Annotated in this window: 10 protein-coding genes; all 10 read left to right on the top strand. The window is 71.1% G+C overall.

What is annotated here, in order from left to right; genetic code table 11:
* Positions 1-513 precede the first annotated feature (513 nt).
* The 10 genes from ACIRU3_RS37315 to ACIRU3_RS37270 are packed head-to-tail and all read left to right on the top strand — an operon-like array spanning position 514 to position 15,799.
* Positions 514-2,379, top strand: coding sequence for a phage tail sheath family protein (locus tag ACIRU3_RS37315; protein ID WP_404066324.1), 1,866 nt, complete (start codon positions 514-516; stop codon positions 2,377-2,379).
* A 35-nt stretch (positions 2,380-2,414) separates the two neighbouring features.
* A complete protein-coding gene (locus ACIRU3_RS37310) occupies positions 2,415-2,939 on the top strand; it encodes a phage tail protein (protein ID WP_004003113.1) in 525 nt (174 codons plus the stop codon).
* A 33-nt stretch (positions 2,940-2,972) separates the two neighbouring features.
* Positions 2,973-3,701: a hypothetical protein gene (locus ACIRU3_RS37305; protein ID WP_404066322.1), complete on the top strand. Its 729-nt coding sequence runs from the start codon at positions 2,973-2,975 to the stop codon at positions 3,699-3,701.
* Positions 3,694-4,437 carry a hypothetical protein gene (locus tag ACIRU3_RS37300; RefSeq protein WP_404066319.1) on the top strand — a complete coding sequence of 248 codons (744 nt, stop codon included), beginning with the start codon at positions 3,694-3,696 and terminating at the stop codon, positions 4,435-4,437. The genes ACIRU3_RS37305 and ACIRU3_RS37300 overlap by 8 nt, the downstream gene beginning before the upstream one ends.
* 60 nt (positions 4,438-4,497) lie before the next feature.
* Entirely contained in the window at positions 4,498-5,364 is an 867-nt protein-coding gene (locus ACIRU3_RS37295; protein WP_404066316.1) for a Pvc16 family protein, read from the top strand.
* A 35-nt stretch (positions 5,365-5,399) separates the two neighbouring features.
* Positions 5,400-7,439, top strand: coding sequence for an ATP-binding protein (locus ACIRU3_RS37290; protein ID WP_404066313.1), 2,040 nt, complete (start codon positions 5,400-5,402; stop codon positions 7,437-7,439).
* Positions 7,430-7,714, top strand: coding sequence for a hypothetical protein (locus ACIRU3_RS37285; protein ID WP_404066310.1), 285 nt, complete (start codon positions 7,430-7,432; stop codon positions 7,712-7,714). The genes ACIRU3_RS37290 and ACIRU3_RS37285 overlap by 10 nt, the downstream gene beginning before the upstream one ends.
* The gene (locus tag ACIRU3_RS37280; protein ID WP_404066307.1) at positions 7,711-14,520 is read left to right on the top strand and encodes a DUF4157 domain-containing protein; all 6,810 of its coding nucleotides are present in this window, start codon (positions 7,711-7,713) and stop codon (positions 14,518-14,520) included. Before ACIRU3_RS37285 ends, ACIRU3_RS37280 begins: the two co-directional genes overlap by 4 nt.
* Entirely contained in the window at positions 14,517-15,116 is a 600-nt protein-coding gene (locus ACIRU3_RS37275) for a HEAT repeat domain-containing protein (protein ID WP_404066304.1), read from the top strand. The genes ACIRU3_RS37280 and ACIRU3_RS37275 overlap by 4 nt, the downstream gene beginning before the upstream one ends.
* A complete protein-coding gene (locus tag ACIRU3_RS37270) occupies positions 15,113-15,799 on the top strand; it encodes a hypothetical protein (RefSeq protein WP_404066301.1) in 687 nt (228 codons plus the stop codon). Before ACIRU3_RS37275 ends, ACIRU3_RS37270 begins: the two co-directional genes overlap by 4 nt.
* Positions 15,800-15,801: the final 2 nt, after the last annotated feature.

Here is a 15,801-nt window from a genome sequence, read left to right as displayed (position 1 = left end):
CCGTTCGTCACCCGGGGAGCGGGCACCCCCACGGAACCGGCCACGGCGGATTGTGTGCGACTCGGGGAGGACCCGGGGACCCGGGATCCGCGCGCGGTGCGCAGACCTCGGTGTCTCCCGGGTTGCCGCACCTGCCGGGGCGCGGCTCGTTCACCGGGCGGATGCCCGGTGTGCGCAAGCTGTGCACCACCTGTCAGGGGCACGCGGGCGTGGTGTGCGAGTGCCGGGAGTTGACCTTCACTAAACCTTCTCTTGGCGTGGCCGGAAGACGTCTTGTTGCGCGAACTCCCCGCACAACAGGGTGGGTTGAGCACTTGAGCATCAGGAGTCGCAAGCACACTGCTTGACCCGGACACCGACCGTCCGGGCACCGACGGGGGAGCTGATGCGGTGCGCTCGGCCGCCGTCGTCCAGTCGCGCGGGGTCGCTTGCCGCACCGATCCGGAATACACCCCTCCGCTGTCTGCCTCTTGGTGCCTACGTCCGGTGCCCGAGACAGGGACAGGAGGGGGAATGCCGATGAGCGCGGTGAGCGCCGCCAAGCCGACGTATCCCGGCGTCTACGTCGAAGAGCTTCCCAGCAGCACCCGCACCATCTCGACCCTGACCACGTCGGTGACGGCCTTTGTGGGCCACACCCGACGCGGTCCGCTCAACGAGCCGGTACGCGTGACCAGCTTCGCGGAGTTCGAGCGCCGCTTCGGCGGCCTGAGCGCGCGCAGTGCCGTCGGCTACGCGGTCCACCAGTTCTTCGGCAACGGCGGCACCGTCGCCGTCGTCGTCCGCGTCACCAAGGCCGGCAGCGGCAACGCCGCCTGCGTCACCCTGAAGTCCACCGAGGGACACAGCGACAGCGCCGTCCTGAAGGTGCACGCCAAGGAGCCCGGCGTGTGGGGCAACGGCCTGCGCGTGGCCGTCGACCAGGACACGCCCTGCCCTGACGAAACCTTCAACCTGCGTGTCTATGACGCCAGGGGCGAGGCCCGCGAGAGCTTCACCGGCCTGTCCATGGACCCGGCCAACGGCCACTACGCGCAGACCGTGATCAACGCGGGCTCCCGGCTGATCCGTGTCGAGGTCCTCGGCGAGGGCCGCCCCGACCCGTCCGGCACCGTCTCCAAGCCCTTCGGCCACGAGCTGCCCGACCTCGCCGTCGACCTCACCGTGAAGATCGGCGACGTGGAGCGCGAGTTCACCCTCTACGACCCCGACTGTGACGGCGAAGCACCGTGCAGCGTGGCCGAGTTGGCCCTGCTGCTCGAACGCAAGCTGCGCGCGCTGCCCGACGCCCCGGGCAAGCACGCCTTCGCGGGCGCCGAGGTGACCGCCTTCGGCCGCCGCGTCCAGGTGGTCGCGGGCTCCACCGACCCCGAGGACGTCGTACGCTTCCTCGGCGAGTGCGCCAACGACCTCGGCCTGGAGGCCTCCGTCAACCCGCCCGTCTTCCCGCTGGAGGGCGGCGAGGACGGCGAGGCCCCCGGACCGCGCGACCTCATCGGCTCCGAGGCGGACAAGACCGGCATCCAGGCACTGCGCCAGGTCGCCGACGTCAACCTCCTCGTCCTGCCCGAGCTGGCCGCCTACGAGAAGACCGAGGACGCGCTCACGGTCGTGTCGGCCGCCCAGCGCCTGTGCCAGGAGCGACGGATCTTCCTGCTCGTCGACGCACCAGGCAACTGGGTCAGCGTGGACACGGCACGTGCCGGCATCGCCGCCTTCGACGCCGTACGCGGCAACCACGCGGGCCTCTACTTCCCGCACCTGCAGCTCACCGACCCGCTCACCGGGCGGCTGCGCTCCTTCCCGCCCTCCGGCGCGATCGCCGGTGTCATCGCCCGCACCGACTCCGAGCGCGGTGTGTGGAAGGCACCGGCCGGCACCGAGGCGCGGCTCGCGGGCGTGCACTCGCTCACCGTCAACCTGACCGACCGCGAGACCGGACTGCTCAACCCGCTCGGCGTCAACTGCCTGCGCAGCTTCCCGCTGACCGGCCCGACGGTCTGGGGCGCCCGCACCCTGGAGGGCGCGGACGCACTCGACAGCGAGTGGAAGTACGTGCCCGTACGGCGGCTCGCCCTGCACGTCGAGGAGAGCCTCCAGCGCGGCCTGCAGTGGGTGGTGTTCGAGCCCAACGACGAGAACCTGTGGCAGCAGATCCGCCTCGCCGCCTCCTCGTACCTGCACACGCTCTTCCGGCAGGGCGCCTTCAAGGGCGGCACCCCGCGCGAGGCCTACTTCGTCAAGTGCGACAGCGACACCACGACCGACGAGGACATCGCGAACGGGATCGTGAACGTCCTCGTCGGCATCGCACCGGTCCGCCCGGCGGAGTTCGTGATCGTCAAAATCCAGCAGACGTCCGGCCAGTTCGAGCTGTAGGCCCACGGAAAGTCTTGGAGAGCTGAAGGAATCCGATGGCAGAGTTCACCGTCAACGCCCATCGTTTCGACCCCTACAAGAACTTCAAGTTCCTGGTCCTGTGGGACGGTCGTACGGTCGCCGGCATCAGCAAGATCAGTCCGCTGAAGCGCACCACCGAGGTCGTCAAGCACCGCCACGGCGGCGACCCCTCCTCGCCCCGCAAGTCGCCCGGACGCTCCGAGTTCGAAGGCATCACGCTGGAGCGCGGGGTCACCCACGACCCCGAGTTCGACCGCTGGGCCAACAAGGTCTGGCAGGTCGGCGCCGGCCTCGGCTCCGAGGTGTCCCTCGCCGACTTCCGCAAGGACATCGTCATACAGGTCCTCAACGAAGCCGGCCAGGTCGCCGTCTCGCACAAGCTCTACCGGACCTGGCCCAGCGAGTACCAGGTACTCGGCGAACTGGACGCCAACGCCAACGCGGTGGCCATCCAGTCGCTGAAGCTCGAGTGCGAGGGCTGGGAGCGGGACTACGAGGTGCCCGAGCCTGAGGAGCCCTCGTTCCTCAATCCGGCCTGACCTGACGTGGGATGAGGAAGCCGGGGGGAACACATGGCGATCACCGGGGCGGCCGGTCTGCTGGCCACCTGGGAGGCGGGGCTCGTCGAGGCGTCCACCGGGCGTGCCCTGCTGCTGCACCGCACGGCGCGCCCGGACCTCGACGCCGCCGCGCTGCCGGCGGTGCCGGTGGGCGAGCGCGAGTCCGACCTGTTCGCCCTGCGCCGCGCCCTGTTCGGGGAGCGGATGCAGGTGCGGCTGGAGTGCCGCGCATGCGGCGCGGACATGGAGTTCGAGCTGGACGCCAAGGAGTTCGCCCGGTCCGTCGCCGGACCAGAGGAGAGGATCGTACGGCTGACGGAGGGCGGCTGGGACATCACGTTCCGGCTGCCCGCCGCCGTCGATCTGACGAGCGCGGCCCGGGCCGCAGACCCGCGCGCCGCGCTGCTCGCCCGCTGTCTGGTCTCCGCCGTGCACGACGGCACTCCCGGGACCGCCGACGCCCTTCCGGAACCGGTGCAGCGGCGGATCGCCGAGGCCGTCGAGGCCGCCGACCCGGGCGCCGACGTGACACTCAACGTCGGCTGTCCCGAGTGCGGTACGGCCACCCGCGCCGAACTCGACATCGCTTCCTACCTGTGGACCGAACTGGATGCCTGGGCCAGGGACCTGCTCCTCGACGTCCACCTGCTCGCCACCGCCTACGGCTGGAGCGAGCCGGAGATCCTGGCGCTCAGCCCGCTGCGGCGCCGCTACTACCTGGAGCTGTGTGCGGATGTCTGACTCCTCCTCCCGGGCGCCCGAGGCGGAGCCCGACTTCCTCGACCGGCTGATAGCCCGGCACGGCGCCGCGAGAGCGGACGGCGTCCGGGTACAGCCGCGGCTGCCCGGCCCGTTCGAACGCGTCGAGGCGGTACGCGCCCGCACCCCGGACCCGGACGCCGCCGACTCCGTGCTCCTGCCCTCCGCCACACCCTCGCCCGTCCCGGACCTGGACGTCCCGCGGCCGGCCGCCGAGGTCCGGCGGCACACGGAACGGGAGCGGACCGTCGTGCACACGGAACGCACCCCCGCAGAACTCGAGGCGCGCCCCGCCCCGACCGCCCCGCCCCGAGCACCGCTGCTGCGCCCCGCCGCGCCCCTGGCGCCCAGGCCGCTCCCGGTGCCCCAGACCGGTTCGCGCACCTCCGGGCGGGGAGGCCCGGAACCGGGCGCGGACCGTGCCGCGGCGTCCGTGCCCACCCCCCCGGGCGCGGACGCCGCTTCCCTCACCGTCGTGTCCGCCGCAATGCGCCCCAGCGCCGCGGACACGACGGCGGCCCGCGAGGCCGTACGGCAGGCCGCCGCACGCCGGCCGGGGAAGGCGCCCGAGCAGGTGGTGCAGGTGCAGATCGGCCGGCTCGAGGTGACGGCCGGACAGCCGCCGTCGAGGAACGGAACACGACAGCCGGCCCGGCCCGCCGAGCGGCCGGGGGCGACGCTCAGCCTGGCGGACTACCTGGCACGGGGGCGCGAGTGAGCCGCACGGCAGCGAGAGCGGCGGGAGAGGCAACACGAGAGGAACCGAGGAACTGACGCCATGAGCAACGCACTCGCCATCGCCCATGTCAGCCAGGCCCTCGCCCTGCTGATCGAGTCCCATCTGCAGCCGGAGATCGACATGGCCGTCAAGGTGGAGCCGCGCAAGCCGCCCACCGAGCCGCCGACGGACCCCACCATCTCCGTCTTCCTCTACCAGGTGACCCCCAACACCTCGCAGCGCAACAACGACCTGCCCACGCGCGCGCCCGACGGCACGCTGGTGCGCCGGGCCGCCGCCGCACTCGACCTGCAGTACGTGATCACCGCGTACGGCGACGAGACCGAGCTGGTCGGGCAGCGGCTCATCGGGTCGGTGGTGCGCACGCTGCACGAGACCCCGATCCTGCCCCGGGACATCATCGAACTCGCCGGTGAGAAGCCCTACTTGGCGGAGAGCAACCTCGCGGAAGCGGCCCAGCGGGTCCGGTTCACACCGACGGTCATGGACGTCGACGAGACGTCGAAGCTGTGGGGGATGCTCTACCAGACCCCGTACGCACTGTCGGTGGTCTACCAGGCCTCCCTTGTCTTCATCGACGGCCGCGAGACACCGGTACCGGCGAAGCCGGTCGAACGGCCCGAGGTGCGGGTGCTGCCGTTCGGGGCGCCGGGGGCACCGGTCCCGCCGGGAGGCGAGCCTCCATCCGATGACGCATCGACGGAGGTTCCTCCAAAGGAGGTTGAGGCCGCGAGTGAGGAGCCCACCCCGAAGAAGGCAGCCAAGGCCGTCGCGAAGCCCGTCGGCAGGACCGCGGCCAAGGCTCCGGCACGGACCCGCAGGAGCACGTCCCGCACCGCCAAGTCCGGGCAGCCCGCCGCCCGGAAGACGGACGGCCGGGACGGCGGAGAGAGCACGGAGAACTGAGCAGGCATGGGCGATCCGAGGGGGCAGGTGAACACATGAGTACGTACGAGCCGGGCGCTGCGGGCGCGGGCGACGACGGCGCTGCGCCGACCGCCGGGATCCGGCGCGTCCTGGCCCTCGTCGACGCCCACGCGGAACGCGCCACCGGGCACACCGGCGCCACCGGGCACGCCGGCGCCACCGGGCACACGACCGGCGCCACCGAGCAGCGGGCGGACGCCACCGACTCCGAAGACTCCACGGACACCGCCGTCGTGCCCGTACCCGAGACCACCACTCCCCTCGACGCGCTCGTCGCCTGCTTCGGTCTCACCCCCTTCGAACGCGACCTCGTCCTGCTCACCGCGGCCGACGAACTCGAGCCCACGACGGCCGCCCGGTGCGCGGCGGCCGCCGGCGACCCGCAGCGGGCCCACCCCACCTTCTCGCTCGCACTGGCCGCCCTGGACGGGCCGCACTGGAGCGCGCTCACCCCCGTGGCACCGCTCAGGCGCTGGCGGATCGTGGAGCTGGAGGACGAGACACGGCTGACCGTCTCCCGGCTCCGCCTCGACGAGCGGATCCTGCACTTCCTGCTGGGCTCGCCCTACCTGGACGCCCGTCTGCACGGCCGGCTTCGCCGCACCCCGGCACCGGACGCGCTGCCACCGTCGTACGACCTGGCCGCGAGCCGGCTCGCGGAGGGCTGGACGGAGGACGGCCGCAGCCCCGACGCGCCGCTGCTGGTCGAGGTGACCGGCGGCGATCTGCGCAGCCGGGCGGACATCGCCGCCGCCGCGGCCGCCCGCTGCGGACTCGGGCTGTACGCCATGAGCGCCGAGGACATGCCGACCGACCCCGTCGAACGCGACCGGCTGGCCCGGCTGTGGCAGCGCGAGGCGATCCTGCTGCCCGCCGCGCTGCTGGTCGAGGTCGGCGACCTGGACCGCGACCAGCGGGCGGCGACCGAGGCGTTCCTGGCCGGAGCCGCCGTACCCGTCGTCGTGTCCAGCGAGGACCCGCTGCGCACCGAGCGCCCGCACGGACTGCGGGTGCCCGTGCCACGCATGGACGACGACGAGCAGCACGCGCTCTGGTCCGAGGCGTTCGAGGAGGTCGCCGACCTGACCGACGGCGAACTCGGCTCCCTGGTGGCGCAGTTCCAGCTGCCGCCGCACGTCGTACGGTCCGTGGCCGCCGCGGTACGCCGCCGCCTGCCCCACGAGGACGAGGCGGACGCCGCCGAACTCGCCTGGCTGGCCGGGCTGGACGAGGCGCGGATCGGCATGGACGAACTCGGCCGCCGGATCGAGCCGGAGGCCGGCTGGGGCGACCTCGTGCTGCACGACCGGCAGACGGCCGTGCTGCGCGAGATCGTCGCGCACGTGCGGCAGCGGCCGACCGTCCACCAGGAGTGGGGCTTCGCCGCGACCCTGCGCCGCGGCCTCGGCGTCACCGCCCTGTTCGCGGGCGGCTCCGGCACCGGCAAGACGCTCGCCGCCGAGGTCATGGCGAAGGAGCTGGGCCTCGACCTGTTCGTCGTGGACCTCTCCCAGGTGGTCAGCAAGTACATCGGCGAGACCGAGAAGAATCTCCGCCGGGTCTTCGACGCCGCCGAACGCGGTGGCGCGCTGCTGCTGTTCGACGAGGCCGACGCCCTCTTCGGCAAGCGCAGCGAGGTCAAGGACAGCCACGACCGGTACGCCAACCTGGAGGTCAGCTACCTCCTCATGCGGATGGAGGCCTACCGGGGCCTCGCCATCCTCACCACCAACATGAAACAGGCCCTCGACACCGCCTTCCTGCGGCGCATCCGCTTCGTGGTCGACTTCCCCTTCCCGGCCGAGCACGAACGCGCCGAGATCTGGCGCCGGGTGCTGCCGTCGCAGGCCCCCGTCAAGGACATCGACCCCGCCCTCCTGGCCCGGCTCACCGTCGCCGGCGGCTCGATCCGCAACATCGCCCTGTCCGGGGCGTTCCTCGCCGCCGAGGAGGGCGACCGGCTGCAGATGCGGCACATGCTCGCGGCCGCCCGCACCGAGTACCTCAAGCTGGAGCGCTCGCTGACTCCGACGGAGGTCCGTGGATGGGTGTGAGCGGACGGCCCGCGGCGATCCGCGTGGAGATCGGCGAACTCGTACTCGACGGCTTCCGGGCCGACCCGGCCCGCGTCTCGGCGGCGTTCGAACGCGAACTGACCCGGCTGGTACGGCTGCACGGCGTGCCCGTGGCCGCGCACGGCGCCCTGACCGTCGATGCCCTGAGCGGCCTCGCGCCCCTGCCCGCAGGCGTGTCCGCGCGCCGGCTCGGCCAGGAGCTGGCCCGCGCGGTCCACGAGGGGCTCAGCGGTCATGGGGAGGTGACGCCGTGAGCTCCCAGGCAGAGCAGGCGAGTTCGGAGCAGAGCGCCGAACAGCGCCGGCGCAGGCGCAAGGAGCGGGCCGCCAAGTCCCGCGCCCCCGAACCGAAGAACGTCGTCAGCGGCGCCGGACAGCCCCTGGACCCCGGCGTCCGGCGCGAACTGGAGGAGCAGCTCGGCCACGACCTGAGCCGGGTACGCCTGCACACCGGCCGCGACGCCGGGCACCTCACGCAGCTGCTCGGCGCGGACGCCGTCGCCGTCGGCCAGGACATCCTCTTCCGCGAGGGCGCCTTCAAGCCCGGCACGGACGAGGGCCGCCGGCTCCTGGCCCACGAACTCCTGCACACCGTCCAGAACCCGCACGGCCTCGGTGCCCTGCGGGCCGGGCGGGAGATGGGCGCGGTGAGTCTGCCGCAGCAGTCGATCGAGCGGGAGGCCGAGTCGGCGGCCCAGAGTCTCGTACGACAGGACCAGGAGCAGTCCGCCCCCGAGGTGCAGGAGGGGCAGGCGACACCCGGCTGGCTGCGCTACGCCACCGTGGACGCGGATCGCAGGCGCGCGGAGGCGATGGACCCGGCGACCCTTGTCGACCGCCTCGCGAACTCCGTCGTCCGCTCCCTGCGCGGCGACCCCCAGGACCTGTCCCGGCGCACCCGCAAGCAACTCTCCGAACTGCCAGAGGAGTTGCTCGACCACGTCCTCGTCCGACTGGAGAACCGGCTGCTCGCCCCGGAGCACGACCGGGTGCTCGACCTTGTCGACGAGATCGACGCCTACGACGACCACGCCGAGGACCTGGAGCGCAACGCGCACGACGCCCCGGAGATCGAGCCGGACGCGGCGGACGAGTTGCGCACCGGGCGCGAGAATGCCCTGCGGACGGCCGAGGAACGGCGCACGGCGGAGGAGCGGCCGGGCCTGGCGCCCGGGCCGGAGAAGGAGCAGGCCGGAGAAGAGGGCGCGGCCGGCAGCACGCCGCAGAACGGCGGGACGCCTGAACGCGGGCCCACTTTGCAGGACGGGGGTGCGCCACGTGGGGCGGACCAGCAGCCGCTCGGGGCGCGGGGATCCGGCTCTCCGCAGGGCTCGGGGCAGGGATCGGCGTCGGGTGCGACGGCCTCCCGGTCCCGGCGGGAGCAGTCCTCGGCGTCCTCCGGCGGTGCGTCGGGCGGCGGGCAGCAGGGCCGGCGGACGTCCGCGGACTCCGCGGGCCAGGAAAAGGGCGCCGAGAAGGGCGAAGAGAAGGACAAACAGGCGGACAAGGGCGGTCAGGAGAAGACCGAGCGCGAGGAGACGCCTGCGTCGAGCAAGGAAGAGTCCGCGGCGAAGAACCGCCCGGGCGCGGCAGAGGCTGCCGTGGCCGGACGGCAGTTGAAGCAGCAGGACAAGCGGGGGCAGCAGCGGCCCACCGGCTCGACGACCGCCGCCGGCAAGGACACCCCGCTTCCGGGCGCGCTCAGCACCCTCGACGGCAAGCGCAACCAGGACCTCGACGGTCCGCAGGAGGAATCCGACGAGGATCCCTTCGGGTCCGGCAGCGAGTCGGAGGTCGACGTCCAAGGAGCGGAGCCGAGCGCCTGGGACGTCAAGCTCCAGCCGGACGACTTCGTCCCGCAGCAGGACCTCGACGTGTCCGCCGTAGCGACAGCGGACAAGCTCGACCCCTCGTCCGCCTCCAGCGCCGGGTCCGCCCCGTCCTTCCCGGCCCCTCCGCCCACCAGGGCGGAGCAGGTGCAGGCCGAGCGCGAGGCGGAGGACGCCGACGACGCGGCGACGGAGCCCGAGGAGGAAGCGGCCGAGCCCGACACGGAGCCGGGGCCGTCGGCGCAGGAGACCGAGGGCGGGTCGGCCGACGGCGCCGGGCCCGGCGGTCTCGCGGTGGAGCAGGCGGCCGCGGCGCCGAGCGGGGCGGGCACCCGGGACCCCAAGAGCGGCGACGACGCCAAGGCCGGTCCGGTCGTCGCGCAGACCACGGTGCAGGAGGCGCCGGGCAAGTCCGAGGGCGGCAGCGAAACCAAGGAGACGGCCGCCAAGGAGGAGAAGGGCACCGCGGCCGCGGGCGACAAGGGGGCCGGCGGCCAGGAGAAGGAGTCCCCGAAAGCGACGGGCGGTCGGGCGGCGCAGGCGGACGCCGGGGCGAAGGAATCGGGCGGGAGCGGCGCGGGTGCCGGGTCCGGGAATTCCGTGCAGGACGCGTCCACGGGCGGGGCCACGGCTCCGGGCACGTCGCCCGGCGCGACGGGAGCCGCTTCCGGAACGCCGGGCGCGTCGAGTGACGCGGGGACGAGTGAGGCACCGGCACCGGAGCCTCGTACGGAACCACATGCTCGGACAGAGTCACCGGCGCCTGCTCCCAGGTCCGTGCCCGCTGCCACGAAGTCGGAACAGGCGGCGCCGAAGGCAGCCCCGGAACCCGAGGCCGAGCCGGAGACGGCACCGGCGCCGAAGGCCGCGGCCGGCAGACCTTCGCGAGGCGGTGGCGGTGCTGCGGGGGGCGGCGGGGCCGGCGCTCCTGCTCGCCCCAAGGGCAAGAAGGACTCCGGCCCGGTGCCCAACCTCTCCGGGGTCTCCCCGGAAGCCGGCCTGGCGACGGCCTCGAAGCTCAAGCCGCACAAGGCGCTGCAGGCCATGGGTGGCGTCGGCGGCGCGGTGGACCGTTCCGTCGGCGACGAGCACAAGGCGCTGGCGTCCGCGCCACCCTCGATGCAGCGCCCCGCGGGCGCGCCGCAGACGCTGGAGGGCAAGCCGAAGACTGATGCCCCGGCGCAGTACTCGCAGGACACGCCGGCGGAAGCCCAGGCACCCGAGCAGGAGAACGCCGAGGTCGAGGGCGCCAAGCAGCCCGAGGGGCAGATCGAGGCGGAGCAGGCCGAGGAGCCGGGCGGCTGGGACACCTTCAAGATGGCCCTGGGCTTCATCGGCGGCAAGATCGTGAACGGGGTCGCGAGCCTCTTCGGCGCAGACAAGCCGGTGGTGGATCCGCAGGCGCTGGCCGCCAAGTTCGCGGGGCTGCCGACGAAGGACGAGGCCCTCAAGCAGGCCCAGGCGGGCAACGCGCCAGGTGTCGAGATGAAGGGCGCGGCGGAGCAGACGGCCGGTGAACAGGACGGCCATGTCGACGCCAAGGGCCAGGAGACCGTCCAGACGGCCCGTGACGACTCCGGCCGGGGAATGGGCGAGGACCAGGTCTACCCCGACGCCCCCAAGGAGGAGCTGGCTGCCCGGGTGCCGGGTGCCGGCGGCGGTGGCGAGGCGGTCCAGAGCGGCGGGGCGACCGGCGCGGTGCCGCCCGAGGCTGCCTCCGAGGTGGCGGAGCACGAGCAAGGTCCGCAGTTCCAGGCGGCGTTCAGTGACGGCCAGAAGGGCATGTCCGAAGGCCGGCAGGCCAAGGACCGTGACTTCCGTTCCTCGCAGGCCGAGCACAAGCAGAAGGTCGACGCCGAGATCGCGGCGAACACCAAGACGCAGGCCGGCGAGCGCGACAAGGCGATGGGCGAGGTCACCGCCCAGCGCGAGGGCTGGCGCAAGGACCAGGACGAGGAACTCAAGTCCCTCGGCGACAAGAAGACCGAGCGGCACGACAAGGTCCGCAAGGACGTCGCGGACGAGGAGAAGAAGACCGACGACAACGTCGACCAGGAGAAGCAGGGCAGCGACAAGAAGATCCAGGACGAGAGCGACAAGGCCGAACGCGACGCGGACAAGCAGCGCGACGGCGCTGTCCAGGACTCGGGCAACTGGGTCAGCAAGGCCTTCGACTGGCTCAAGCAGAAGGTCATCGAGATCAAGAACGCGATCGTCCGGGTCATCCGGGCGGCGCGCGACGCGGTCGTCGGCTTCATCAAGAACTTCAAGGAGACGGTCGAGCGCTGGATCAACGACGCCCGCAAGAACATCGTCGAGGCGATCAAGAACCTCATCAAGGATCTGATCGAGTTCGCGGTGGCGATGGTGCGGGCGGTGATCGAACTCGCGGCGAGGATCCGCACGTTCATCACGAACCTGATCGCGGCGGCGATCGCCCTCGTGAACCGTCTCGCCCAGGCGCTCAAACAGGCCGTCACGGATCTGCTCAATGCCATCGGCAAGCTCCTGAGCAGCATCCTGGACATGCTGAAGAAGGCGCTCCTCGCGACCATCAAGGCGATCGTCGACGCGGTGAAGGCGATTCTGGAGTTCGCCTCGAAACTCCTGGGCGCCCTGGGCGCCTGGATGATGATCGCGGTCGACTTCCTCTCCGACCCGGGCGGCTGGCTGAGCGGCGCGAAGAACTCGGCGGTGGACGGGGCGAAGAACCACCTGTTCCGCGAGGTCTCGTCGGCCGTCAAGGCCTGGTTCCAGGAGAAGATCCAGGAGATCATCGGCGTCCCGAAGGCGATCATCGACAAGCTCATCAAGGGCGGCTTCAGCCTGGACCAGATCGTCAAGGAGGCCTGGGACGCGGTGGTCCCGCAACTCCCGCTCATCATCGGCGAGTTGGTTCTCACGAAGGTCGTCGCGAAGCTGATTCCCGGCGCGGGCTGGGTCATGGCCGTCATCGACGCCCTCCGCACGGCGTGGGGCGCCCTGAGCGCGATCCTCCGCTCCCTGGGCGCGGTCCTGTCGTGGCTCAAGGCGGTCCGCATGGGCGGCGCCGGCATCCTCTTCGCCAAGGCGGTCGCGGCGGGTGTCGTCGCGCTGTTGGAGGTGCTGTACCAGGCCCTGCTCAATGGGATCGGCAAGTACGTCGCGAAGGTGGGACGGCGCCTGCGGGGTGTGGCGGCGAAGCTGGGCAAGGGCAAGGGTGGCAAGCCGGGCGGGGGCAAGGGGACCGGGGCCGAGGGCTCGGACGACAGGGGCGGAGCAGGCAAGACCCGGACCCACCCCGCGGAAAGGCCGGGCGCGGACGGCAGGACCCAGACGGCTACGACGCCGAAGCCGGGCCAGGGCAAGGAGGGCACCCCCGGGCAGCCCGGGACGCAGGGCGACGCCAGGACGCCTGCGAAGTCCAAGTCACCGGCCGGCAAGGACAAGAACGGCAGGCCGAAGGACGAGGACGAGGGGCCGGACACGCGGCCGACGCCGGCTGCGAAGCCCAAGCCCAAGCCCAAGCCGGAGCCTCGGCCGAAGACGGAGCCGGACGCGGGAACCAAGCCGAAGAGCACCGACGGCAAGGCTCCGGGCAAACCCAAGGATTCCGACGGCAGGTCACCGGACAAGCCGAAGGATCACGACCCGAGGAAGCCCGGGTCCGAGGACAAGGACACGCCGGGCAGGCGCAAGCCGGACGCGGATCAGGACAGGGGCAGGGACAAGACCAAGGAAAGGACCAAGGACAAGGACGGCGACGAGCCCGGCAGGCCGAAGAAGAAGGACGGGGACGGCAGGCGGCCGAAGGACAAGCACGAGTCCAAGGACCGGAAGAAGCCGAAGCGCGACAAGCACGAGAGCGGACGGCCGAAGGACAAGCACCCCGAGAAGGAGAAGCAGAACAAGAAGGACCAGCGCAAGAAGGACGAGGACTCGAAAGAGTCGAAGGACGAGCGTTTGCGCAAGATCGTCGCGAGGATCAGGCCGAAGGTGAGCGGCATGCTCGGCCGAGGCGCGCCCCGCCCCGCCCTGCGGGGGGCACTCGCGGCCATGCGTCTGTGGTATCGCCTCAGCAGTCTTGCCGCAGGGGGAGGGGACCGCTTCGAGATCGAGGCCGTCCTCAATCCGAAGGAGACCGTCCTCGAAGCGCTCGGGATCACGATTCCGCGCCGCGAACTTCTGGAATTCCTCCAGGACCTGGCGGCGCGGCTGGAGAACGACCTCAACATGGTGGGGCTCAGCGCGAACGTCCAGCTGGAACCGAAACAGCCGGGTGTCGTTCCGCGCCACACGGTGAACGCTCCCACGCCGACCCCGGCGATCACGCGCATCACACGCAACATGACGCCGTTGTCGCAGCAGGAGCAGGAGGTCATGAACGTCTTCGACGAAGGGCTCCCGCAGATCCCCGAGTCCTCGTCTCCCGAGATCGAGCCACCGGCCGTACGCCGCCAACAGACGGGGCAGAAGGCTGCCCACAAGATTGTCACCGGTGAGGGGATCACACAGGAGGAGCAGTCCGCGCACTCCTACCGGACGGCCACCAAGCGCGACCGGAAGACCGGGGAGCGGAAGAAGGTCCTGGGTATCGCCGACGAGTTCACCGCCAACGGGGAGTGGGACGAGGCGATCGAGTACCTCGACAACCACTTCCGGGGCAAGCCGCAGTCCAGCGACCTGGACAAGAGGCAGCGCGTTAATCTGCTCAAGGACGCCTGGATCGTCGGCGTCCAGGAATCGGAGCGCGATCCCATGGCGCTCGTGTCGAACGCATTGGTCGTGCAGCGCTTGACCGCGGCGCGACGGGGCGGCGCCACGCCCAAGCAACTCACCAAGATACTCCTGGAGACCCCGGCAGCCTTCAAGGGATCGGAAAGAGCGGGTGAGCTGCTCAACGAGGATGTCGCCGGGCAGCGTTCACTCGACGCTGATCGGGCGGCCATTGCACATACCGTTCCCGGGGAGTCGGCCGACGATGCCAGGCGGCGTAGAAACCGGGAGCGAAGGCCCCTGAACGCCGCGAACGCGCTCGCCAACCGGCATGTGGAAGCGGTGTCGCAGTGGATCAAGGAGTTCGATATCGAGAAGGAGGTGGAGGCATCAGTCAACGCGGCTGATCTGGTGGGCACGGAGGAGCGCGAAAGGGCCATCAAACAGCACCTGTTCAATCAGATTGAGGACGCACTTCGCGAGATGTACGGTGCCACAGCGCGGCAGGTTCCCTATCGCGGGCGAGGAGACAGATGATGATTGAACCCAAATATCGCACCCGTCGGTATGTGCTGCACCCCGACAAGCACTGGGGTGACGTGGCGAATCTTGCCGAAGGATTCGGCTGGCCGTTGGCGTATCAGCAGCAGAGGGAGCAGGGCCAGGGAATCGACGGTCAGATGATCTGGCAGTCCGAATCCGGGGTTTCCCTCCATTATGTTGTGGATGCCACAGCAGGCATCGGCTACATCACCCTGGCAGGTCCGGACGCGGAGACCGTGTCTCCCTTCGTCGCCCGGTCCGTCGCCGCTCTTTCTCCGTGGAAACTGGAGGAGCTTTATCAGGAGTTCGACGGGGAGAGCAACCCGGTCGAGCGGGGGCGACTGACTCTTCGAATCGGCCTGGCAGCGCCCACCGAGCCGGAAGACGGATGTGTTCGGCGGATCGCGGAATCTCTCGCCGATGAGGATCCGCGAATCCGCCTCGCTGGGCTCTGGGCAGTTACTTACACCGGATATGAAGTATTTGTGGATGCGGTTCAGCGTATGTCTCAGGAGGACATCGAGCCCTGGATCCGGGCACGGGCCGAGAGCATTGTCACTGCCTTTTCAGCGGCGGGAGAAGAAGAATGACCCGCTACCCCGACATCCCCAAACCCATCCGCTCCGGAATAGTGGTCGTCAGCCCAGACACCGGCACCCCCCAACGCATCATCGTCCTCCAGTTCAACCCCGACACCCTGGAGCGCAGCATCGCGCCCCAGTCCGCCGGTGACGGCGGCGACGCGGGCGGGGGCGGGACCGGTAGCGGCGACCGCAATGAGGCGCTGCGGCTCAAGGGACCCGCCCAGGAGAGCTGGAAGTTCACCGCAGAGATCGACGCCACCGACCAGCTGGAGATCGCCGCGCCCGACGGGATCCACCCGCAGCTCGCCACCCTCGAGATGCTCGTGCAGCCGACCACCGCGCAGCTGCGGGCCGCGAGCAAGCTGACCCAGAAGGGGAGCATCGAGATCAGTCCGATCGAGATGCCGTTGACGCTGTTCACCTGGGGCAGCAAGCGGGTCATGCCCGTCCGCCTCACCGAACTCTCCGTCAACGAGTCCGCCTTCGACGTCGACCTCAACCCGATCCGTGCCTCGCTGAGCATCGGGATGAAGATCCTGACGGTGAGCGACCTGCCCGCCGGGCATCGCGGCGCCGACCTGTACATGGCGCACCTGGCGCAGAAGGAACGGCTCGCGGCCGGGGCGCGCGGCGCCGGCCTGGGCGCCCTCGGGCTGGGCGGCGTCGGACTCGTGACCGGAAGGGGATGAGG

Source organism: Streptomyces sp. NPDC101151 (assembly GCF_044768335.1).
Lineage (GTDB): Bacteria > Actinomycetota > Actinomycetes > Streptomycetales > Streptomycetaceae > Streptomyces.
Note: the sequence above shows the minus strand (reverse complement) of the source record. Positions and strands in the feature narration are given on the sequence as shown.

Bases quoted from the DNA above. Each gene is read 5' to 3' on its own strand.
- ACIRU3_RS37315 (WP_404066324.1), top strand. From the start codon at position 514: ATGCCGATGAGCGCGGTGAGCGCCGCCAAGCCGACGTATCCCGGCGTC.
- ACIRU3_RS37310 (WP_004003113.1), top strand. From the start codon at position 2,415: ATGGCAGAGTTCACCGTCAACGCCCATCGTTTCGACCCCTACAAGAAC.
- ACIRU3_RS37305 (WP_404066322.1), top strand. From the start codon at position 2,973: ATGGCGATCACCGGGGCGGCCGGTCTGCTGGCCACCTGGGAGGCGGGG.
- ACIRU3_RS37300 (WP_404066319.1), top strand. From the start codon at position 3,694: ATGTCTGACTCCTCCTCCCGGGCGCCCGAGGCGGAGCCCGACTTCCTC.
- ACIRU3_RS37295 (WP_404066316.1), top strand. From the start codon at position 4,498: ATGAGCAACGCACTCGCCATCGCCCATGTCAGCCAGGCCCTCGCCCTG.
- ACIRU3_RS37290 (WP_404066313.1), top strand. From the start codon at position 5,400: ATGAGTACGTACGAGCCGGGCGCTGCGGGCGCGGGCGACGACGGCGCT.
- ACIRU3_RS37285 (WP_404066310.1), top strand. From the start codon at position 7,430: ATGGGTGTGAGCGGACGGCCCGCGGCGATCCGCGTGGAGATCGGCGAA.
- ACIRU3_RS37275 (WP_404066304.1), top strand. From the start codon at position 14,517: ATGATGATTGAACCCAAATATCGCACCCGTCGGTATGTGCTGCACCCC.
- ACIRU3_RS37270 (WP_404066301.1), top strand. From the start codon at position 15,113: ATGACCCGCTACCCCGACATCCCCAAACCCATCCGCTCCGGAATAGTG.